The organism is Streptomyces sp. NBC_01016 (assembly GCF_026341035.1).
In the GTDB taxonomy this organism is placed as follows: Bacteria; Actinomycetota; Actinomycetes; order Streptomycetales; family Streptomycetaceae; genus Streptomyces.
The window spans coordinates 1,366,660-1,384,643 of the sequence record NZ_JAPEOQ010000001.1; the positions used below are offsets into that span (position 1 = coordinate 1,366,660).

17 protein-coding genes are annotated in these 17,984 nt (G+C 69.1%); 6 read left to right on the top strand and 11 right to left on the bottom strand.

What is annotated here, in order from left to right; translation table 11 throughout:
• Window positions 1-3: 3 nt before the first annotated feature.
• The 6 genes from OG746_RS06440 to OG746_RS06465 form a co-directional block, all read right to left on the bottom strand.
• The gene (locus OG746_RS06440; RefSeq protein WP_524540456.1) at window positions 4-1,512 is read right to left on the bottom strand and encodes a type IV secretory system conjugative DNA transfer family protein; all 1,509 of its coding nucleotides are present in this window, start codon (window positions 1,510-1,512) and stop codon (window positions 4-6) included.
• Window positions 1,513-1,529: 17 nt separating this feature from the next.
• Window positions 1,530-2,942: an ATP-binding protein gene (locus OG746_RS06445; RefSeq protein ID WP_266712432.1), complete on the bottom strand. Its 1,413-nt coding sequence runs from the start codon at window positions 2,940-2,942 to the stop codon at window positions 1,530-1,532.
• A 60-nt stretch (window positions 2,943-3,002) separates the two neighbouring features.
• Window positions 3,003-4,562, bottom strand: coding sequence for an SCO6880 family protein (locus tag OG746_RS06450; protein ID WP_266712434.1), 1,560 nt, complete (start codon window positions 4,560-4,562; stop codon window positions 3,003-3,005).
• Window positions 4,559-5,920, bottom strand: a complete 1,362-nt coding sequence (locus tag OG746_RS06455) for a hypothetical protein (RefSeq protein WP_266712436.1) — start codon at window positions 5,918-5,920, stop codon at window positions 4,559-4,561. The genes OG746_RS06450 and OG746_RS06455 overlap by 4 nt, the downstream gene beginning before the upstream one ends.
• On the bottom strand, window positions 5,910-6,704 hold the full coding sequence (locus OG746_RS06460) for a DUF8175 domain-containg protein (protein WP_266712438.1): 795 nt from the start codon (window positions 6,702-6,704) through the stop codon (window positions 5,910-5,912). Before OG746_RS06460 ends, OG746_RS06455 begins: the two co-directional genes overlap by 11 nt.
• Before the next feature lie 118 nt (window positions 6,705-6,822).
• Window positions 6,823-7,131 carry a DUF8827 family protein gene (locus OG746_RS06465; protein WP_266712440.1) on the bottom strand — a complete coding sequence of 103 codons (309 nt, stop codon included), beginning with the start codon at window positions 7,129-7,131 and terminating at the stop codon, window positions 6,823-6,825.
• Window positions 7,132-7,470: 339 nt separating this feature from the next.
• On the opposite strand from OG746_RS06465, the gene OG746_RS06470 reads away from it, so the two are divergent.
• Together OG746_RS06470 and OG746_RS06475 are read left to right on the top strand one after the other, a co-directional pair.
• Window positions 7,471-8,487, top strand: coding sequence for a C40 family peptidase (locus OG746_RS06470; RefSeq protein WP_323179552.1), 1,017 nt, complete (start codon window positions 7,471-7,473; stop codon window positions 8,485-8,487).
• A gap of 197 nt (window positions 8,488-8,684) precedes the next feature.
• Entirely contained in the window at window positions 8,685-9,410 is a 726-nt protein-coding gene (locus OG746_RS06475; protein ID WP_266712442.1) for a phosphatase PAP2 family protein, read from the top strand.
• 55 nt (window positions 9,411-9,465) lie between these two features.
• Here OG746_RS06475 and OG746_RS06480 read toward each other — a convergent pair whose 3' ends face one another.
• From OG746_RS06480 to OG746_RS06490, 3 genes are all read right to left on the bottom strand, one after another.
• The gene (locus OG746_RS06480) at window positions 9,466-10,689 is read right to left on the bottom strand and encodes an RNA-guided endonuclease InsQ/TnpB family protein (protein ID WP_266712444.1); all 1,224 of its coding nucleotides are present in this window, start codon (window positions 10,687-10,689) and stop codon (window positions 9,466-9,468) included.
• Window positions 10,690-11,497: 808 nt separating this feature from the next.
• The gene (locus tag OG746_RS06485) at window positions 11,498-13,093 is read right to left on the bottom strand and encodes an FAD-binding oxidoreductase (protein ID WP_266712446.1); all 1,596 of its coding nucleotides are present in this window, start codon (window positions 13,091-13,093) and stop codon (window positions 11,498-11,500) included.
• A 70-nt stretch (window positions 13,094-13,163) separates the two neighbouring features.
• Complete coding sequence (locus tag OG746_RS06490) at window positions 13,164-13,325, bottom strand: hypothetical protein (RefSeq protein ID WP_266712448.1); 162 nt, start codon at window positions 13,323-13,325, stop codon at window positions 13,164-13,166.
• A gap of 111 nt (window positions 13,326-13,436) precedes the next feature.
• Between OG746_RS06490 and OG746_RS06495 the strand changes: the two genes are divergently transcribed.
• Entirely contained in the window at window positions 13,437-14,297 is an 861-nt protein-coding gene (locus OG746_RS06495) for an SCO4651 family lipoprotein (protein WP_266712450.1), read from the top strand.
• Between the two features lie 197 nt (window positions 14,298-14,494).
• Window positions 14,495-14,683 (top strand): hypothetical protein, encoded by a 189-nt coding sequence (locus OG746_RS06500; RefSeq protein ID WP_266712452.1) that lies wholly within the window; start codon window positions 14,495-14,497, stop codon window positions 14,681-14,683.
• Window positions 14,684-14,778: 95 nt separating this feature from the next.
• Here the strand turns inward: OG746_RS06500 and OG746_RS06505 are convergent, their stop codons facing one another.
• Window positions 14,779-15,138 (bottom strand): metal-sensitive transcriptional regulator, encoded by a 360-nt coding sequence (locus tag OG746_RS06505; protein ID WP_266712454.1) that lies wholly within the window; start codon window positions 15,136-15,138, stop codon window positions 14,779-14,781.
• A gap of 208 nt (window positions 15,139-15,346) precedes the next feature.
• Here OG746_RS06505 and OG746_RS06510 point away from each other — a divergent pair, with 208 nt between their 5' ends.
• Together OG746_RS06510 and OG746_RS06515 are read left to right on the top strand one after the other, a co-directional pair.
• The gene (locus OG746_RS06510) at window positions 15,347-15,967 is read left to right on the top strand and encodes a DUF47 domain-containing protein (RefSeq protein ID WP_266712456.1); all 621 of its coding nucleotides are present in this window, start codon (window positions 15,347-15,349) and stop codon (window positions 15,965-15,967) included.
• A 9-nt stretch (window positions 15,968-15,976) separates the two neighbouring features.
• Window positions 15,977-16,975, top strand: a complete 999-nt coding sequence (locus OG746_RS06515; RefSeq protein ID WP_266712458.1) for an inorganic phosphate transporter — start codon at window positions 15,977-15,979, stop codon at window positions 16,973-16,975.
• 225 nt (window positions 16,976-17,200) lie between these two features.
• Here the strand turns inward: OG746_RS06515 and pstB are convergent, their stop codons facing one another.
• Complete coding sequence (gene pstB, locus OG746_RS06520) at window positions 17,201-17,977, bottom strand: phosphate ABC transporter ATP-binding protein PstB (protein ID WP_266712460.1); 777 nt, start codon at window positions 17,975-17,977, stop codon at window positions 17,201-17,203.
• Window positions 17,978-17,984: the final 7 nt, after the last annotated feature.

Here is a 17,984-nt window from a genome sequence, read left to right on the forward strand (position 1 = left end):
GGCCTAACCGAGCGGGAGTTCCGCGTCCGGCCAGCGGGTGCGGCCCTGTTCCCTGGACCGGAGCAGGGCCAGGGTGACCAGCCCCTGGTCCGCTCCCGTGGCCAGCAGCTCCGGCAGTTGGGGAAGCGGAGCCACCGCCGCGACGTCGTCGAGGACGAGCGTCATTGGTGGGTCGAGCCGGCCGGCAGGTGACCGTGCGGCCACGCGGCGGCCGTGCTCGACCACGCTCGAGGCGAGGGCCGTGAGCAGGGGCATCGCACCGGGCTGCCCCTTCGGGTCCTCGATGGGTTCACCGACCACATAAAGCGTGCCCCCTTCGTTGACGAAGGAATCCAGAGTGAGCGCATCCGTTCGGTTGGGCGTGCACGCCTCACGGATGTGCACCGAGAAGAGGGAGGACAGTGCGCGGGCCGTCAACTCCTGTGCCATGTCGCGGCGTTCGGGGTGCGAGGTGAGGGCCGCCTCGAGTTCGCCCGCGGTGCCCGCTGCCGCCTTCGGGTTCGTACGGAGGATGCGTACGGCGTCCTGGACCTGGGTGCCCTGGGCCCAGCGGTGGACATGGCGAAACGGTTTGCCGTCGACGGCCGCCGCGTGCAGGTAGCTGCGCAGCAGGGTGGTCGCGGCCTCGGCGAGCGCCGAGTCCAGTTTGGCCGTGGGCCTTATCGGGGCGAGCAGGGCGGTGGCGCGGGCCGCCGCGGTCTCCTTGTCGGTGCAGCCGGCGGCCGGGTTCCAGTGCATGCGGGCGGGGGTGTCGCAGCGGTGGGTGGGGTCGTAGAGGAGGACGGGGCCGAGTTTGGCGCGGGCGTCCTTGGTCTCCGACCAGACGTCCGCGGACGACGTGATCACGAGGACGGGGCCTTCGGCGTCCTGGATGGCTTCCATGGCGAGGGGGTGGCGGGCGGCCGGCGGGCCGAGGTGGACGGGTCCGCGTTGGGCCGGTACGGGTGTGGTTGCGGGGGGCGGGGTTGCGGTCTCGGGGCTCTGCCCGGGGCCCCGCTGGCTCTCGTCCGAGTGCGGGGCTTGAATTACCGGAGGCGTGGTTGGCGTCTCGGGGCTCTGCCCCGGACCCCGCTGGCTCTCGTCCAAGTGCGGGGCTTGAATGGGCTGAGTGCGACGCTTCTTCCGGACCGCGCGCCACCGCGCCACCGTTCCCGCCACGAAGACCGCCAGGACGACCAGGATCATCAGCTGGCCGATGAACAGGCCCCAGAAGAGGCCGTAGCCGGACAGTTCGGCGGCGGGGGTGCCGGGCCATGCGCCGGGGATGTCGTGCGGGCGGGTGATCAACGAGCGCATGGCCAGCGGCGTGTTCGCGAACGTCACGGACGTCGGCCACGCGCCCTTCGTGAAGAGGCCCGCGAGGCCCGTCGCCGTCCACGCCAGGATCGTCATGCCAAGGAGGAACGCCAGGACCCCGACCAGCAGCCCGTCGGGCACACCGCCCCGGCCACGCCCCTCCCGGTCGTCCCGGTGGTAACCCCGCTCCATCCGGTGCCCCCGCTCGTCCCGCATTCCTGTCATGCCACCGTTCATGCCACCGTGGACTCGGAGCCGCCCAGGCGCTGCTCCACGAACGCGGCCGCCCGTTCCTCGGCCTCGAGCTCCGCCGCCTCCAGGGCCTCGTCCACGAACTGCTCGGCGGACGATTCCGTCATGGCGCGGTCGGTGAACACCAGTGGGCGTTCGGTCTCGGTGACCAGGTGTTTGACCACCTGTACGTTGCCGTTGACGTCCCAGACGGCGATGCCGGGGGAGAGCGTCGGGATGATCTCGACGGCCCACCGGGGCAGTCCGAGCACCCGGCCCGTGGCTCTCGCCTCGTCCGCCTTCTGGGCGTAGATCGTCCTCGTGGAAGCCATCTTCAGGATCGCCGCCGCTTCCTTGGCGGCCGCGCCGTCGACCACGTCGCTCAGGTGGTGGACGACCGCCACGAAGGACAGGCCGAGGCGGCGGCCGAACTTCAGGAGCCGCTGGAAGAGCTGGGCCACGAAGGGGCTGTTGATGATGTGCCAGGCCTCCTCGACCAGGAAGATGCGCTTCTTCCGGTCGGGGCGGATCCAGGTGTGCTCCAGCCACACGCCCACGATCGCCATCAGGATCGGCATCGCGATCGAGTTCCGGTCGATGTGGGACAGGTCGAAGACGATCAGCGGGGCGTCGAGGTCGATGCCGACCGTCGTCGGGCCGTCGAACATGCCGCGCAGGTCGCCGTCGACGAGCCGGTCGATGACGAGCGCCACGTCGAGGCCCCAGGCCCGGACGTCCTCGAGGGCCACGTTCATGGCCTCCGCCGACTCCGGTTCCGGGTGGCGGAGCTGCTCGACGATGTCGGGCAGGACCGGCTGCCGGTCGACGATCGTCTCGTTCACGTACGCGTGCGCGACCTTCAGCGCGAAGCCGGAGCGCTCGTCGAGGCCGTGCCCGAGCGCGACCTCGATGATGGTGCGCAGCAGCGCCAGCTGGCCCGTCGAAGTGATCGCCGGGTCCAGCGGGTTGAGCCGGATGCCCATGTCCAGGGCGGCCGTCGGGTCGAGCCGGATGGGAGTTATGCCCAGCTCTTCGGCGATGAGGTTCCACTCGCCGACGCCGTCCTCGCCCTGTGCGTCGAGGACGACGACCTGACGGTCCTTGAACCTCAACTGCCTTAGTACGTAAGTCTTCTCCAGCGCCGACTTGCCGTTGCCGGACTCGCCGAGCACCAGCCAGTGGGGGGCCGGGAGCTGCTGACCGTAGAGCTGGAAGGGGTCGTAGATGTAGCCCTTGCCGGAGTACACCTCGCGGCCGATGATCACCCCGGAGTCGCCGAGGCCCGGCGCGGCCGTCGGCAGATAGACGGCCTGTGCCTGCCCCGTCGACGTACGCACCGGAAGCCGGGTCGTCTCCACCTTCCCGAACAGGAACGCGGTGAAGGCATCGGTGAGAGCGGTCAGCGGATCCCGCATAGTGCAGCGCCTACCTTCCGGCCGTGTCGGCGGACATCAGGAACATCGGGATCGTCGGGGTCATCGGCGGATGCCGGTGGCGAACGGCAGGGTGTTCACGAACGCCCGGTGGTGCTCGCGATCGCACCACTCCAGCTTCAGGTACGACTTGCCCGCCGAGGCGCGGATGGTGCGCTTGTCGCGGGCGAGCGCGTCGGGATTGCGGGAGGAGACCGTGATATAGCCGACGAGATTGACGCCGGCCGCGCCGCTCGCCAGGTCCTCGCCGCGCTGGTCGAGGCGGCCGTGGGCGGCGATGTCGCGGGGGTCGACGGTCCGGTTCATCTTGGCGGCGCGGGACGCCTCCGCCTCGTCGTTGGTCTTCTCGGTCAGCATCCGCTCGATGGCGACCTCGGTGGGTTCGAGGTCCATGGTGACGGCGACGGTCCGGATGACATCCGGGGTGTGGACCAGGAGCGGAGCCAGGAAGTTCACGCCCACCGGCGTCATCGGCCACTCCTTGACCCACGCCGTGGCGTGGCACCAGGGCGCGCGGGTCGTCGACTCACGCGTCTTGGCCTGAAGGAACGTCGGCTCCATGGCGTCGAGCTCGGCCGGCCAGGCGTTGCGCTTCGACATCGCCTGGATGTGGTCGATGGGGTGGTCGGGGTCGTACATGGAGTGGATCAGGGACGCGAGCCGGCCCTGCCCGAGCGGCTGCCGCACGCGGATGTCCGCCTCCTGCAACCGCGAGCAGATGTCGGTCAGTTCGCGCGCCATGACGACGGCGAGCCCGGCGTCCCTGTCGACCTTCTTGCCGCCCTTGGGGCGGGTGGCGCGGGCCATCGCGTTGGCCTCGGCGGCGAGGTCGCGCGTGAAGTGCATGCAGGCCACGAGGTACGCGCGGTGCTGCTCGCTGCTCGTCGAGACCATGGACTGCAGCTGGTCGTACGACTTCTGGAGCCAGCCGAGCGAGCGGTCGTCGCCGCGCACCGCGACGTCCTTGTTGTGCGCGTCGGGGTCGGCGGGGAGGGTGCGCGCCAGCATCTGGAGCCGGGTCACGAACCCGTCGCCGTTGGCGACGTGCTTGAGCAGCGTGCCGAACCGGTCGACCAGCGCCTCCTGGTCCTCCGAGTCGCGCAGCCCGACGCCGGGGCCCTCGATCTCGATGGCGGCGGTGACGGTGCGCCGGTCCGCGTGCAGCAGCACGCAGATCTCGTCGGGCCCGAACGGCGCGGCCAGCCACGTGAGCCTGCCGATGCCGGGGGGCGGGCCGATCTCGACCTCACGCCCGTCGAGCCGGGTGCCGGCCTCCATGGTGGGCGATCGGTAGGCGGTGCCGCGCTTGAGGGAGCGCTTGTAGCTGCGGTTGATTTCAAACCATTTGTAGAAGGTGCGGCCCTTGTACGGGACGTAGACCGCGGCCAGCCCGAGCATCGGGAAGCCGGTGAGCAGCACGATGCGCAGCGACAGCACGGGGACGAGCAGTCCGCACATCATGCCGAGGAAGGCGCCCACGACGATCATCGCGATCTCGCCGGACTCACGATTCTTGCCGACGATCGCGTTCGGCCGGGCGCGACCGATCAGATATGTACGGCGGGGCGTGACCGGAGGGGACACGTGGGACTGGGTCGTCAACGCCCTGCACCTCCTTGCCAGTTGCCGTTCTTACCGGTGTTACCGCCGTTGCTCCCGCGGTCGTTGCTCGCGTGCGGGGTCTTCGTCGGGCTCGTACGGGGCGGGGGTGCGGCGGAGGGGACAGTTCCGCCGCCTCCCCCTGACGCGGCCGGGCGTGAGCTGTGCGCGGCCACACCGCCGGACGCGGGGTTGGCGGGACGGGCCTGGGAGGCTCCGCCACCGCCTCCCGAACCCCCGCTGTCCTGACGGCTGCTGTGGGTCTTGATGCCTTGCGAGACGAGCGCGGCGGGGGAGGAGATCACGGCGGCCGCCTTGCCCTCGGCGCCCTGCATGAGCCGGTTCTTCCTCACGTTGGCCATCTCGTCGCCGAAGCCGGGCACGAAGCGGTAGATCATGCCGCTCGCGAAGATGGCGAGCAGCACGATGGCGAGGCCGGAGACGATCGCGGCGAGGGAGTCGGGCCCCTTGTCGCTGCTGGACAGCGCGCCCGCGAGGCCGAGCACGATCACGATGACCGGCTTCACGAGGATGACGGCGATCATGACGCCGACCCAGCGGCGCACGTGGCCCCACAGGTTCTTGTCGACGAGCCCCGCGTAGACGACGACGCCGAGCAGCGCGCCCACGTAGAGCAGGACGGCGCGCAAGTAGAGCTCCAGGTAGAGCACGCCCGCCGCGACGATCGACACCAGTGACACGACGATCAGCATGATCGGCCCGCCGCCGATGTCGTCGCCCTTCTTCAGCGCCTCGGAGAACGTCCCGAAGAACGCGTCCGTCTGATTACCCGTCGCTTTCGCCAGTACGTCGCTCACACCGTCGGCCGCCGACACCACGGTGTAGAGGATCAGCGGGGTGAAGGCGGACGCGAGCACGGTGAGCCAGAGGAAACCCACGGCCTCCGAGATCGCGGTCATCAGCGGTACGCCGCGCACGGCGCGCTTGGCCACGGCGAGCAGCCACAGCACGAGCGTGAGGATCGTCGACGCGGCGAACACGACGGCGTACTGCTGGAGGAACTTCGGGTTGGTGAAGTCGACGTTGGCCGTCTTCTGCACGGCGTCGCTGAGCTGGTCGACGGTCCAGGAGGCGGCCTCTGCGCAGCCCTTGGCGAGGCTGGAGAGGGGGTCGAGGGGGTTGGAGACGTCGGGCGTCCCGCCACCGCCACCTCCGGTGCTGCCACCGGTGGCTTCGTTGCCGCGCTCGCAGTAGTCCTTGGCGCGCCCGGGGATCAGGCGGCAGGGATCGTCGGTCGGTTCGGGCGCCGCGAGCGCACGGGTGGCCGTCAGGACGGCCGCGGCCTGTACGACGGCGACGAGACCGGTGAGCTTGAGCGCACGGCGTGGGTTACCGGGCATACGAGAACCCTCCGTACTCCTCGATGGCCTTGCTGATGTCGTCGGAGTTGGAGGCGCGGTCGTCGCCGGGGACAGGCGTGGGACCGTTCTTCTGCGAGTCGGAGGTGATCTTCCAGTCGCCGTCGATCCACTGCAGCTGGAAGGTCCAGGTCTGCCACGACGTGGCGACCGGGTTGGTCGAGTGCGTGCCGGAGATGCCGAGGAGCCCCATGTACCAGACCGACACCTTGGCGGCGTCGTCCTCGTACCGGAGCGTCTTGGTGCCGACCGGAATGGTGCGGGAGACGAACGTGCTGCCCTTGGGCGCCTTCCCGTCCGCGTCGAGACCCAGCTTGGTCAGGAACTCCGTGGAGTACGCCTCGTCCATCGGGCCCTTGAGCTTGGTGGCCGCCGCGGACGTGTAGAGCTCGTCCACGATGCCGTGCCGCCGGTCGGCGTTGAACATGCCGTCACCGCCGAGCCGCACCGCATAGTTGGCGGCCGCCGACTGCGCCCCTTGCTCGTCGTGCTCAAAGCCGGAGGACACCGGCTTGGCACCGGTCGGGGCCGTGGGGGCCGCCGCCGGTTTCGTGCCGGAGGGCTCGGAACCGCCGGAGGTGTCGTCCGTACCGCGGTTCGCGAAGGCGATCGCCGCGATGAGCAGCACCACCACGCCGACCACGGTCACCAGGGACCGGGACGGTGAACGCCCCGGTCTGCGGGCGCCGGAGCTCTCCGGGAGCCGCGTCCGGGTCTGGCCGGATCCTCCGTAGAGCTCGTCGTCCTGTGGACCGTCAGGACTCATTGCGCGCACGCCCCCTCAACCTTTCGCCGAACCACCGCATACGACGGTAGCCGTGCTGGTTTCCGCGCGGGCGCGGTGTGGTGACTCGACATCAGGGAGACGCAACCTCAGGCGGGAGCTAGACGGCCATGCCGTACACGATGGTGAACAGCGTGCCTAGTGAGCCGATGATGAACACCCCGGTCAGGCCCGCGATGATCAGGCCCTTGCCCTGCTCGGCGCTGAAGGTGTCGCGCAGGGCCGTGGCCCCGATCCGTTGCTTGGCCGCGCCCCAGATCGCGATGCCGAGGCACAGCAGGATGGCGACCGCCATCACGACCTCGACCATCACGCGTGCCTCGTTGCCCAGGCTCCCGAACGGGCCCCAATCCGGGGCGATCCCGCCGATGATGGTGGAGATGTCGCCTTTTTCGGCTGCCAGCAGCATGTGTAACTCACCGCCCCATGTGGGTAGTTCTGTCGCCTCTGCCGCAGCGCAGAGGTCAGACCCATTCTTGCCCAGATTGGCTCCGATGCCTGCACACTTGGCGCCATTCCTTGGCCGAGTTCCTACGGTCCCATGCCTGAGGGACCGCCCGGGAGGGACGGTTCCGGATGCGAAGGAACGTACGGTTACTCTGTGTATCATGCCTGGTCACGCCGGGCAATGAAGGCTGGTCGTGGATAGTTCGGGCAGTCGCTGACGGGGTGGCGTGCCCGACCGTAAACTGAGCGCTCGTGTGTCCGGCCGTGGGTCGTGCCCGGACTCCCCCGTGGCGAAGGGCGGTTGACGGTGCGTAAGGCGTGGATGCTCGCGGGTTCGGCCGTCGCCGGGGGGACCGCGTTCGTGGCGCTGCTCGTTTTCGGGACGTACATGGCGGCGGGGAGCCTGAGCAGCGGGGTCGGGCAGGGGGCCGTGGGGCTCGCGAAGGGCGCCGTGCCGGCCGCGTATCAGCCACTCGTACAGAAGTGGGGCAATCTGTGCCCCGCCATCAACCCGGCGCTGCTGGCCGCGCAGCTCTACCAGGAGAGCGGGTTCAACCCGAAGGCCACGTCGCCGGCCAAGGCATACGGCATCGCGCAGTTCATCAGCGGCACCTGGGCCGCGCACGGGGTCGACGGGGACGGGGACGGGGACCGCGACATCTGGGACCCCAACGACGCGATCCCCTCGGCCGCTTCGTACGACTGCAAGCTCGCCTCGTACGTGAAGGACGCGCCCGGCGACAAGACGAAGAACATGCTCGCCGCCTACAACGCGGGCTCGTACGCCGTCATCAAGTACGGGGGAGTGCCGCCGTACCGCGAGACGCAGAACTACGTGAAGGTCATCACGACCCTGGAGAAGTCCTTCGCGAAGCCGGTCGGGCGCGTGCAGCCTTCGCAGCAGGCCGCGGCCGCCATCTACTTCGCGCAGAAGAAGCTCGGCACCCCTTACTTGTGGGGTGGCAACGGCACGGCGGACCAAGATGGCCGATTTGATTGCTCGGGGCTGACCAAGGCCGCGTACGCGACGGCGGACATCGAGCTGCCGCGTGTGGCCAACGACCAGTACAACGCCGGGCCGCATCCGAAGCGGGACGAGCTGCTTCCCGGGGACCTCGTGTTCTTCTCCCACGACCTCCAGAACAGCCGGGCCATCCATCACGTGGGCGTTTATGTGGGCGGCGGCTACATGATCGACGCGCCGCGGACCGGTGCCGTCATTCGCTTCGACCCCATCGACACCGCTGACTACTTCGGCGCGACCCGGGTCACGGAGGACGGTGCGAAGGCGCTGCCGAGCGCTTCGCCGGAGGTCTGAGTTCCGCGAAGCGGTCTGTGAGTTGGCTGGAACTCTCTGTTATGCCATGGCCCTGAGCTGCGGGTTTGTGTCTCTCTTCGATAACGTCTGGGTGATCGTTCGGTGGATTGTGGAACGTAGAGGGTGGGACCGTGCGTTCCTCTACCTGAATCGAAAACAACCACGGGGGTGGCTGAAGACGAAGGGGCCGCTGAACTATGGCTGGACTCGTGGCACTCGAAGCGCCCGCGACATCCGGATCCAACCCCGACGTCACGCTGCTCTACGACATCAACGGCCTGGCCGATGACGCTCCGCGCTGGTTCGACCGGACCATGGAGTTCGTCGGGGAGTACGGGATCCTGATCGCGCTCGTGCTCCTCGTGCTGTGGTGCTGGTGGGGTGCGAGGAAGCGCGCGTCGCTCGACGACGCGGCGTCCTCCGTGGCCGCCGTGGTGTGGGCGCCGCTCGCCGCCGGGGTCGCCGTTCTCGTGAACGTGCCGATCCGGTCCTTCGTCGAGCGGCCGCGGCCCTTCGTGGACCACCAGGGGCTCGAGGTTCTGGTCAAGGGCAAGACCGACTTCTCGTTCGTCAGCGATCACGCCACGCTGGCGATGGCCATCGGGGCGGGGCTCTTCATCGCCCACCGCAAGCTCGGGCTCGCCGCCATAGGGCTTGCCGTGCTCGAAGGGTTCTGCCGGGTCTTCATGGGCGTGCACTATCCGACGGACGTCGTGGGCGGGTTCGCGCTCGGCACGGCTGTCGCGCTGCTGCTCTCGCCGCTCGCCTCGGCGCTGCTCACTCCGCTGACGCGGGGCATCGGGCGGGCGTCCGGGTGGGTCTCCCGGCTCGTGTGGGCCCCCGACGCGGTGGCCTCCGCGGTGGAACTCCCCGAGTCCCGGGATGCGGCGGAGCCGGCGGAGGAGCGGGACCTGGCGGCTTGACTTGCTCCTCGGGCTGAAGCCCGAGGATTCTGGTCTTCCCGACGTTGCTGTGTCGCTACGCGGCACGGGATTCGGTGGGGATTCCGTGGCTTCCTGTTTCTGTGCGCTGTGCCGGGACTGCTCCCGGTCTTACCGGCGCTCCGCAGGCCGATACCGCCAGTCCGGCGGCCGTCTTGATGTTGATCGCGGCGTTGACGTCCCGGTCATGGACCACGCCGCAGGCGGTACACGTCCATTCCCGCACGCCCAGGGGTTTGGGTCCGTCCTTGACGCCGCAGGTGGAGCAGGTCTGGGAGGTCGGCTCGAACCGGCCGATCTTCACCAGGGTGCGGCCGTAGCGCTGAGCCTTGTACGCCAGCATGCCGACGAAGGTGGACCATCCGGCGTCGTGCACGGACTTGGCCAGCCTGGTGCGCGCCAGTCCCGCCACCGACAGGTCCTCCACGGCGATCCCTTGGTTCTCGGAGATCAGCTTCGTGGAGAGCTGGTGGTGGAACTCGCGGCGTGCGTCGGTCACCTGGGTGTGGGCGCGGGCGACTTTGAGGCGGGCCTTGGCCCGGTTTTTGGATCCCTTCTGTTTGCGGGACAGCTCCCGCTGGGCCTTCTTCAGCTTCTTCTCCGCACGCCGCAGGAACCTGGGGGAGTCGATCTTCTCGCCGGTGGACAGCACGGCGAAATGTGTCAGGCCCAGGTCGATGCCGATGACCTGGTCGGTGTCGGGCATCCGGGCGGCGTCGGCGGCGGGGTCGGTGTCGATCACGAAGGAGGCGAAGTACCGGCCTGCCGCGTCCTTGATGACGGTGACCGAGGTGGGGGTGGTGGGCAGGCTGCGGGACCACTTCACCTTCACCGCGCCGATCTTCGGCAGGTTCAGGCGGCCACTGTCGGTGATGCTCCAGCGGGCGTTGGCGGTGAACCGGACCGACTGCCGGGCGTCCTTGCGGGACTTGAAGCGCGGCGGTCCCAGTTTCGGACCTTTGCGGGCACCGGTGAGAGAAGCGAAGAAGTTCCTGTACGCGGACTCGGCGTCCCGCAGGGACTGCTGAAGCACGACCGCGGACACCTCCCCCAGCCAGGACCGCTCGCTCGTCCGTTTGGCCTCGGTGATCAGAGAGAGGGACAGCTCCCCGGCCGTGGGGGAGGGCCGCCCGGCCTTGCGGGCGTCTTCGCGGGCACGCACCGCGTCGTTGAACACGACACGGGCACACCCGAACGCCCGCGCCAACGCGGCGCGTTGACCAGGCTCCGGGTACAACCTGAAGGCGTACCGAAGTTGCATGCGAGGATCGTACGAACGAACTACACCCTCCGTAACCGGGAACACCCGTTCCTCCCGTCACCCTCGCCAGTGACCGCTCCATCCGGCTCCACCGGAACGACACCGCGACGCTCCGCAGTCATCAGATCCGCTTCACCACCGGGCTGAAACCCGATCCACTGCGAATGAATCCCGGTAGCGCTCCGTGCTGGGGCGGGATCGTGCGTTTCGGCGTGCCGCGTCGGGTTGGGGCCGTCGTGATGGGCGCGCGGCGCCTGGGTCGGGGGTTTGCCGGGGGCGGCGTCTGTGGTGCTGGTGCGCGGTGTCGTGCCGTGTTCGGCTGCGCCGGTCCTGGCTTGTCTCCCACCCGCCCGCCCCCTCCGGGGGCTCCAGCCCCGACCGGGGCCCGGGGCGGGGCCGGGGTGGGGCGCGTTGGGATCGGTGCGCGGCACCTGGGCCCGTGCCGGGGTTGGCGTCTGTCGTGATGGGTGCGCGGCACCGGGGTGCCGCCTTGCCCACCCTGCCGCCCCAGGCGGCAGATTGCCCAAGGCGGGGCGGCGTCGACCGTCAAGGGTGGGGAGCCGTGGCTGGCGGCGGATTACCCAAGGCGGGTGGCGGTACCCCGTCGGGCCGACGGCCCCGGAGGGGGCGGGTGGGTGGGAGATGGGCGGGAGCCGGGCGATTGCCTGCGGGTGGGCGGGGCAATTCAAGCTCCTGCGGCGGGTGGTCAATTCAAGCCCCGCTCTGGGACGAGACTCGCGGGGTCCAGGGCGGAGCCCCGTGGCGTAGGGACGGGGCAGGGCTCCCGTTACAGGGACTGGGGAACCCGTTACAGGGATTGCGGGAAGGTGAAGAAGTCTGACGGGTCGTACGTGTGTTTTACCTTGGTCAGGCGGGGTGCCGCGTCCCCGTAATACGCCTGCTTCCAGTTCTTCAGGGACGCGTCCGCGTAGTTCTGGTACGCCGCCCCGGAGGCGTACGGCCGCATCGACGCATGGGCCGAGGAAAGCCAGTCGCGGGCCGCCGAGCCGGATGTGGTCGGCTGCCACGACACGATGTACTGCGCGAGCATCCGCGCGCGGCGGTGCACGAACGCCGTCGCCGTCGGGTCCACCCGGTTGATCGCGCCACCGAGCGCCGTGAGCGCCACCGACCCGGCCCCGGACTTCACGTTCTCCAACTGCTTCAGGAGCGTGCGTACCCCCGCGTCCGAGAGATTCCGGTCGAAGAAGTCGGAGGCGGCCGCGTACGTCTCGCGCTGCAACGCGCCCGCCGAGTCACGGCCGGGCGTCGCGCCGGGGAGGTGGCACTGGGCGTCCTCGGAGAACGCCGAGCAGCCCGCGTACACCTCCATCGACTCCTCGTACGAGCGCCGCTTGAGGGAGACCGACGTGGCGGGGCCGGGGCCGCCGGGCCCGTCGGCGAGGCGGTCGACCGCGTTCTGGAGCTCGGTGTACGTGCCGAGGGAGAACGCCGCGACCGAGACCGTCGGGTTGCCGCCGGGCGCGCCCGCGATGTGCAGCGAGGACCAGATCTCGTCGGCCTGCTCCGGGCCCCACTTCTGCCAGGCCTTGAGCACCGTCGCCGCCTTCGACCAGGGCCAGCTCATGTACGCGGAGACGGCCTGCGGCGCGGGGTGGGTCTTGAAGCGGAGCTCCGTCACCACACCGAACTGGCCGTTGCCCGCGCCCCGTAGCGCCCAGAAGAGGTCCTTGTGCGACGTCGCGTTCGCGGTGAGTTCCTTGCCGTCGGCCGTGACGATCGTGGCCTGCGTGAGGCTGTCGCACGTGAGGCCGTAGGCCCGCGACACGACGCCGTGGCCGCCGCCGAGCGTGAGGCCCGAGACGCCGACCGTGGGGCAGGAACCCGCCGGTATCGTCACGCCCTTGGCGGCCAGCGCCCGGTAGACGTCGATGAGCTTGGCGCCCGCGCCGACCACCGCCTCGCCCCCCGAAGCGCGGACGGACTTCATCCGGGAGACGTCGAGTATCAGGTGGCCGTTGCCCGAGGACCAACCCGCGTACGAGTGGCCGCCGTTGCGTATGGAGAGCGGAACCTTGTGCGCGCGGGCGTACGCGAGGGTCGTACGGATGTCGTCGGTCCCCGAGACGTACGCGACGGCGCGCGGCTTCAACGTGTCGAAGCGGGTGTTGTAGAGCTGGTGCGCCGCCGCCCAGGAGGATTCGCCGGGGCGGACGAGGGAGCCGTCCAGATCCTTGGCGAGGCCGGCGAGGTTCGCCGCGGCCCGCACCGTGCTCGACGCGCTCGCGCTGGTGGAGCGGATCGGGGCGGAGGAGCCGGAGGACGCGGACGCGGAGTTCCCACCCGTGGACCCGGAACCGGACCCCGACCCGGAGCAGGCGCTCACCGCGCCGCCGGCCGTGAGTGCCGCGGCCGATGCCGTGATGAACGTGCGGCGTTCCATGTGGTTGTCTCCCTCGGCCACCTGTTCGCTTCCCGAGGTACGAGACGTCATCGGTGAGCCGTGGGTTCCGTCAGGCGGCCGGGCCCGCCGAGTCGAGATGGCCGTCCGCGTCCGAACGGGCCTTGCTCCGTGCCCTTCTGGCCGGTCCCCGCCAGCCGCAGCTGCAGCGGGCCAGGCAGAAACGTCCCTGTTCCACGACGGTGGTCGTATGCGAGTGCTGCTGTTGTGCCACGCGGCCACGGTAGCGACTCCATGTAAAGCCCCCGTTCGCGTGACGGTCGACCCTACTCGTCGTTAACCCCGACGACAGGGGTGGCCGCACACGCACGGAGCACGGACAGGCATGGGGGTCGGACCAGCGATGGTGGTGCAGCAGCACGGGAGCGCGGCCGCTTCGGCACGGGTGGTGGCGGCGGCCGCGGTGGCGTCGGTGGTGGTGGGCGTCGGCGGATGCGGTGGCGGCGCCGCGGGCGGCGAGCGGAACGCGGATCCGACAGGGACCGTGCGCGGGGCGGCCGACCGGCTGGTCCGCGAGGGCAGTTCACAGGCGCGTACGTCGATGGAGATGGCCAGCGGCGGGACCCGCGTCACCATCCACGGCGACGGCGTCTACGACTACCGCAAGGGCCTCGGCGAGCTGCGGGTGCGGCTTCCGCAGGACGCGGCGGGCGACGAGGAGCACCGGCCGATCACCGAACTGCTCGCGCCGGGCGCCCTGTACATGAAGAACCGGGGCGCCGGCGTCCCCGCCGACAAGTGGGTGCGCGTCGACGTCACGACGTTGACGGACGGAAATCTGGTCACCGGCGGCGCCACCGATCCGCTCGCGGCGGCCGAACTGCTGCGCGGCGCGCGGAATGTGACGGAGCGGGGCGAGACCGACATCGCGGGCGTACGTACCCGGCACTACAAGGGGGACGTGGAGCTGAGCGTCGCCGCGAAGGCCGCTTCCGCGGAGCGGAGAGGGGCGCTCGAAGCGGCGGCGAAAGGGTTCCGCAAGGGGCGGGTGCCGTTCGACGTCTATGTCGACGACGAGGGCCTGATCCGCAAGGTCGTCCACCGGTTCAGCTTCGCCAACGGGCCGGAGAAGGACTTCGCCGTGAGGTCGACGACTCTGTACCGGGGGTTCGGGAAGCCGGTGAAGGTACGGCTTCCGGCCAAGGGGGACATCTTCGCGGGCAAGGTCGCCGAGCCCGGACCGTAGGGCCTGCCGCCCGACCTGTCGCCCGATCCGCTGCCCGATCTGCCGCCTGTCTCGCAGCCCGTTTTGTCGCCCGGCCATAGGCCTGTCGGGGGCCGGAAATGGTTCTTCCGTGCCATGCGCGGGGCGTGAGCCGGTCCCTACTCTAGGAAGTCGGCCATTGCGGCCATCGGCTGTTGGTCACGCGGCAGGAAGAGGTGATGAACGTGGCTCCCGTGAGCGGTACGGCGGTTCAGGACCACGTCGCCCTCGCCGAGATCGAGCTGTGCGGTGAGTTGATCATCGCGGCGTCCGCCGTCTCCGAGGGGCGGCTCAGCGTGGACCGGATCGACGAGGTGCTGCGGGTCGCCGAGGCGTTGCCCGGCGGACCGGAGGGCGACCGGGACTGAAACGAGAAGAGCGAGAAGAGCGAGAAGAACGAAGAGGTGGGGGCGCCGGATCCGGCGCCCCCACCTCTTCGTAGAACTACAAGTACAGGCAGGACTCAGGTGCGCAGCAGGCGTGCGATCGCCTTCGTGGCCTCTTCGACCTTCTCGTCGATCTCTTCCCCGCCCTTGAGCGCGGCGTCGGCGACGCAGTGCCGCAGGTGCTCCTCCAGGAGCTGGAGCGCGAAGGACTGAAGCCCCTTCGTGGAGGCCGACACCTGCGTGAGTATGTCGATGCAGTAGACGTCCTCGTCCACCATCCGCTGCAGGCCGCGGATCTGACCCTCGATCCGGCGCAGCCGCTTGAGGTGCTCTTCCTTCTGATGGTGGTACCCGTGAATGCCGCGGTCGTGGTCGGTCACGATCTCGGCCTTGTCCGGCACAGCCGGCTGTTCCGTCTGCGTCGCGTCAGTCGTCATCGTGTCCGTCCTCCCGTGATTTGCTATACCCCCTGCGGGTATATGATACCGGATTTCCCAAGGATCGTTCCGGTTCGTCCCGCCTCGGCCGGGCCCAGTGCTGATCACTGTGCCTGATGGGCGACACTGGGGAGACGCCGGTTAGCCGTGGCCGGATGATGCGCCTAGCATCAGCCTGACCGAATCCAAAGCACCCCGAGGACCCCACGTGCGCTTTCGTCTGACCCCCAGGGAGACGAGCTTCTACGACATGTTCGCCGCGTCCGCGGACAACATCGTCACGGGCTCGAAGCTCCTGATGGAACTGCTCGGGGCGGATTCCTCCGCCCGGGCCGAGATCGCGGAGCGGATGCGGGCAGCCGAACACGCCGGTGACGACGCCACCCACGCGATCTTCCACCAGCTGAACTCCTCGTTCATCACGCCGTTCGACCGCGAGGACATCTACAACCTCGCGTCGTCCCTCGACGACATCATGGACTTCATGGAGGAGGCCGTCGACCTGGTCGTCCTTTACCAGGTCGAGGAGCTCCCCAAGGGTGTGGAGCAGCAGATCGAGGTGCTGTCGCGTGCGGCGGAGCTGACCGCCGAGGCCATGCCCAACCTGCGCACGATGGACAACCTCACCGAGTACTGGATCGAGGTCAACCGCCTCGAGAACCAGGCCGACCAGATCCACCGCAAGCTGCTCGCCCAGCTCTTCAACGGCAAGTACGACGCCATGGAAGTCCTGAAGCTGAAGCAGATCGTCGATGTGCTGGAAGAGGCGGCCGACGCCTTCGAGCACGTGGCCAACACGGTGGAGACCATCGCCGTGAAGGAGTCCTGAGGCCGGCTCATGGACACCTTCTCCCTGATCGTGACGATCGGCGTCGCGCTTGGATTCACGTATACGAACGGTTTCCACGACTCCGCCAACGCCATCGCCACTTCCGTCTCCACGCGTGCGCTGACGCCCCGTGCGGCGCTCGCGATGGCCGCGGTGATGAACCTGGCCGGTGCCTTCCTCGGTAGCGGCGTCGCCAAGACGGTGAGTGAGGGGATCATCGCGACCCCCGTCGGCGACAAGGGCATGGGCATTCTGTTTGCCGCCCTCGCCGGCGCGATCGTGTGGAACCTCATCACCTGGTACTTCGGGCTTCCCTCGTCCTCCTCGCACGCCCTGTTCGGTGGAATGGTGGGTGCCGCCCTCGCGGGCGGGACCACCGTCTACTGGTCCGGGGTGTGGGAGAAGATCGTCATTCCCATGTTCACGTCGCCGGTGATCGGCCTCGTCGTCGGTTACCTCGTGATGACGCTCATCATGTGGCTGTTCCGGCGGTCCAACCCGCACAAGGCCAAGCGTGGCTTCCGTATCGCGCAGACCGTCTCCGCCGCCGGTATGGCGCTCGGGCACGGTCTCCAGGATGCGCAGAAGACGATGGGCATCGTCGTGATGGCGCTGGTCATCGGCGGCCACGAGACCTACGAGGACCCGATTCCGGTCTGGGTCAAGATCGCCTGTGCGCTGATGCTGTCGCTCGGTACGTATGCCGGTGGGTGGCGGATCATGCGGACGCTCGGGCGCAAGATCATTGAGCTGGATCCGCCGCAGGGGTTCGCGGCCGAGACCACGGGGGCGTCGATCATGTTCGGGTCGGCGTTCCTGTTCCATGCGCCGATCTCGACGACGCATGTCATCACCTCGGCGATCATGGGCGTGGGCGCCACCAAGCGGGTCAACGCCGTTCGGTGGGGCGTCGCCAAGAACATCGTCATCGGGTGGTTCATCACGATGCCGGCGGCGGCGATTGTCGCTGCGGCGGCGTATGGGTGTGTGTATCTGGCGTTCGGTTAGGCGGCGACGGGGGTGGATGTCGCCCCCGCCGCCCCTTCCCGTCCCGTCCCTGGGGGCTGCGCCCCCAGACCCCCCCCTAAAAGATTGCGCCCCGCGGCGGAGCCGCTGATGGACACAGCCCCGCGCCCCTAAAAACGTGAAGAGGCCCGCCCCTGTACAGGGGCGGGCCTCTTCTGGTCCCCGTGGTGGCACCGCCATGCAGCACCGCGGGGAGTCGGGGGTGGCTCAGCCGAAGCGGCCTGAGATGTAGTCCTCCGTCGCCTGGACGGACGGGTTGGAGAAGATGCGTTCCGTCTCGTCGATCTCGATCAGCTTGCCGGGCTGGCCGACCGCCGAGAGGTTGAAGAACGCGGTGCGGTCCGAGACGCGGGCCGCCTGCTGCATGTTGTGCGTCACGATGACGATCGTGAACTGCTCCTTGAGCTCGCCGATCAGGTCCTCGATCGCGAGGGTGGAGATCGGGTCGAGGGCCGAGCAGGGCTCGTCCATGAGGAGGACGTCCGGCTGGACTGCGATCGCGCGGGCGATGCACAGGCGCTGCTGCTGACCACCCGACAGACCCGAGCCGGGCTTGTTCAGGCGGTCCTTGACCTCGTTCCAGAGGTTGGCGCCCTTGAGGGACTTCTCGACGACGTCGCTGAGCTCGGACTTCTTGTACTTGCCGTTGAGCTTCAGGCCCGCCGCCACGTTGTCGAAGATCGACATGGTGGGGAAGGGGTTGGGGCGCTGGAACACCATGCCGACCGTGCGGCGCACGGCCACCGGGTCGACGTGGGAGCCGTACAGGTCCTCGTCGTCCAGGAGCACCTTGCCCTCGACGCGGCCGCCGGGGGTGACCTCGTGCATCCGGTTGAGGGTGCGCAGGAAGGTCGACTTGCCGCAGCCGGACGGGCCGATGAAGGCCGTCACCGAACGGGGCTCGACGGTCATCGAGATGTCTTCGATCGCCTTGTGGGCGCTGTAGTAGGCGGTAAGTCCGCTTACGTCGATTCGCTTGGCCATGGGTTCA

What these genes read in the sequence shown, in the direction of transcription:
- OG746_RS06440 (WP_524540456.1), bottom strand. Translation starts at nt 1,512, where the DNA reads ATGCGGGACGAGCGGGGGCACCGGATGGAGCGGGGTTACCACCGGGAC.
- OG746_RS06445 (WP_266712432.1), bottom strand. Translation starts at nt 2,942, where the DNA reads ATGCGGGATCCGCTGACCGCTCTCACCGATGCCTTCACCGCGTTCCTG.
- OG746_RS06455 (WP_266712436.1), bottom strand. Translation starts at nt 5,920, where the DNA reads ATGCCCGGTAACCCACGCCGTGCGCTCAAGCTCACCGGTCTCGTCGCC.
- OG746_RS06460 (WP_266712438.1), bottom strand. Translation starts at nt 6,704, where the DNA reads ATGAGTCCTGACGGTCCACAGGACGACGAGCTCTACGGAGGATCCGGC.
- OG746_RS06465 (WP_266712440.1), bottom strand. Translation starts at nt 7,131, where the DNA reads ATGCTGCTGGCAGCCGAAAAAGGCGACATCTCCACCATCATCGGCGGG.
- OG746_RS06475 (WP_266712442.1), top strand. Translation starts at nt 8,685, where the DNA reads ATGGCTGGACTCGTGGCACTCGAAGCGCCCGCGACATCCGGATCCAAC.
- OG746_RS06480 (WP_266712444.1), bottom strand. Translation starts at nt 10,689, where the DNA reads ATGCAACTTCGGTACGCCTTCAGGTTGTACCCGGAGCCTGGTCAACGC.
- OG746_RS06485 (WP_266712446.1), bottom strand. Translation starts at nt 13,093, where the DNA reads ATGGAACGCCGCACGTTCATCACGGCATCGGCCGCGGCACTCACGGCC.
- OG746_RS06495 (WP_266712450.1), top strand. Translation starts at nt 13,437, where the DNA reads ATGGGGGTCGGACCAGCGATGGTGGTGCAGCAGCACGGGAGCGCGGCC.
- OG746_RS06500 (WP_266712452.1), top strand. Translation starts at nt 14,495, where the DNA reads ATGAACGTGGCTCCCGTGAGCGGTACGGCGGTTCAGGACCACGTCGCC.
- OG746_RS06505 (WP_266712454.1), bottom strand. Translation starts at nt 15,138, where the DNA reads ATGACGACTGACGCGACGCAGACGGAACAGCCGGCTGTGCCGGACAAG.
- OG746_RS06515 (WP_266712458.1), top strand. Translation starts at nt 15,977, where the DNA reads ATGGACACCTTCTCCCTGATCGTGACGATCGGCGTCGCGCTTGGATTC.
- pstB (WP_266712460.1), bottom strand. Translation starts at nt 17,977, where the DNA reads ATGGCCAAGCGAATCGACGTAAGCGGACTTACCGCCTACTACAGCGCC.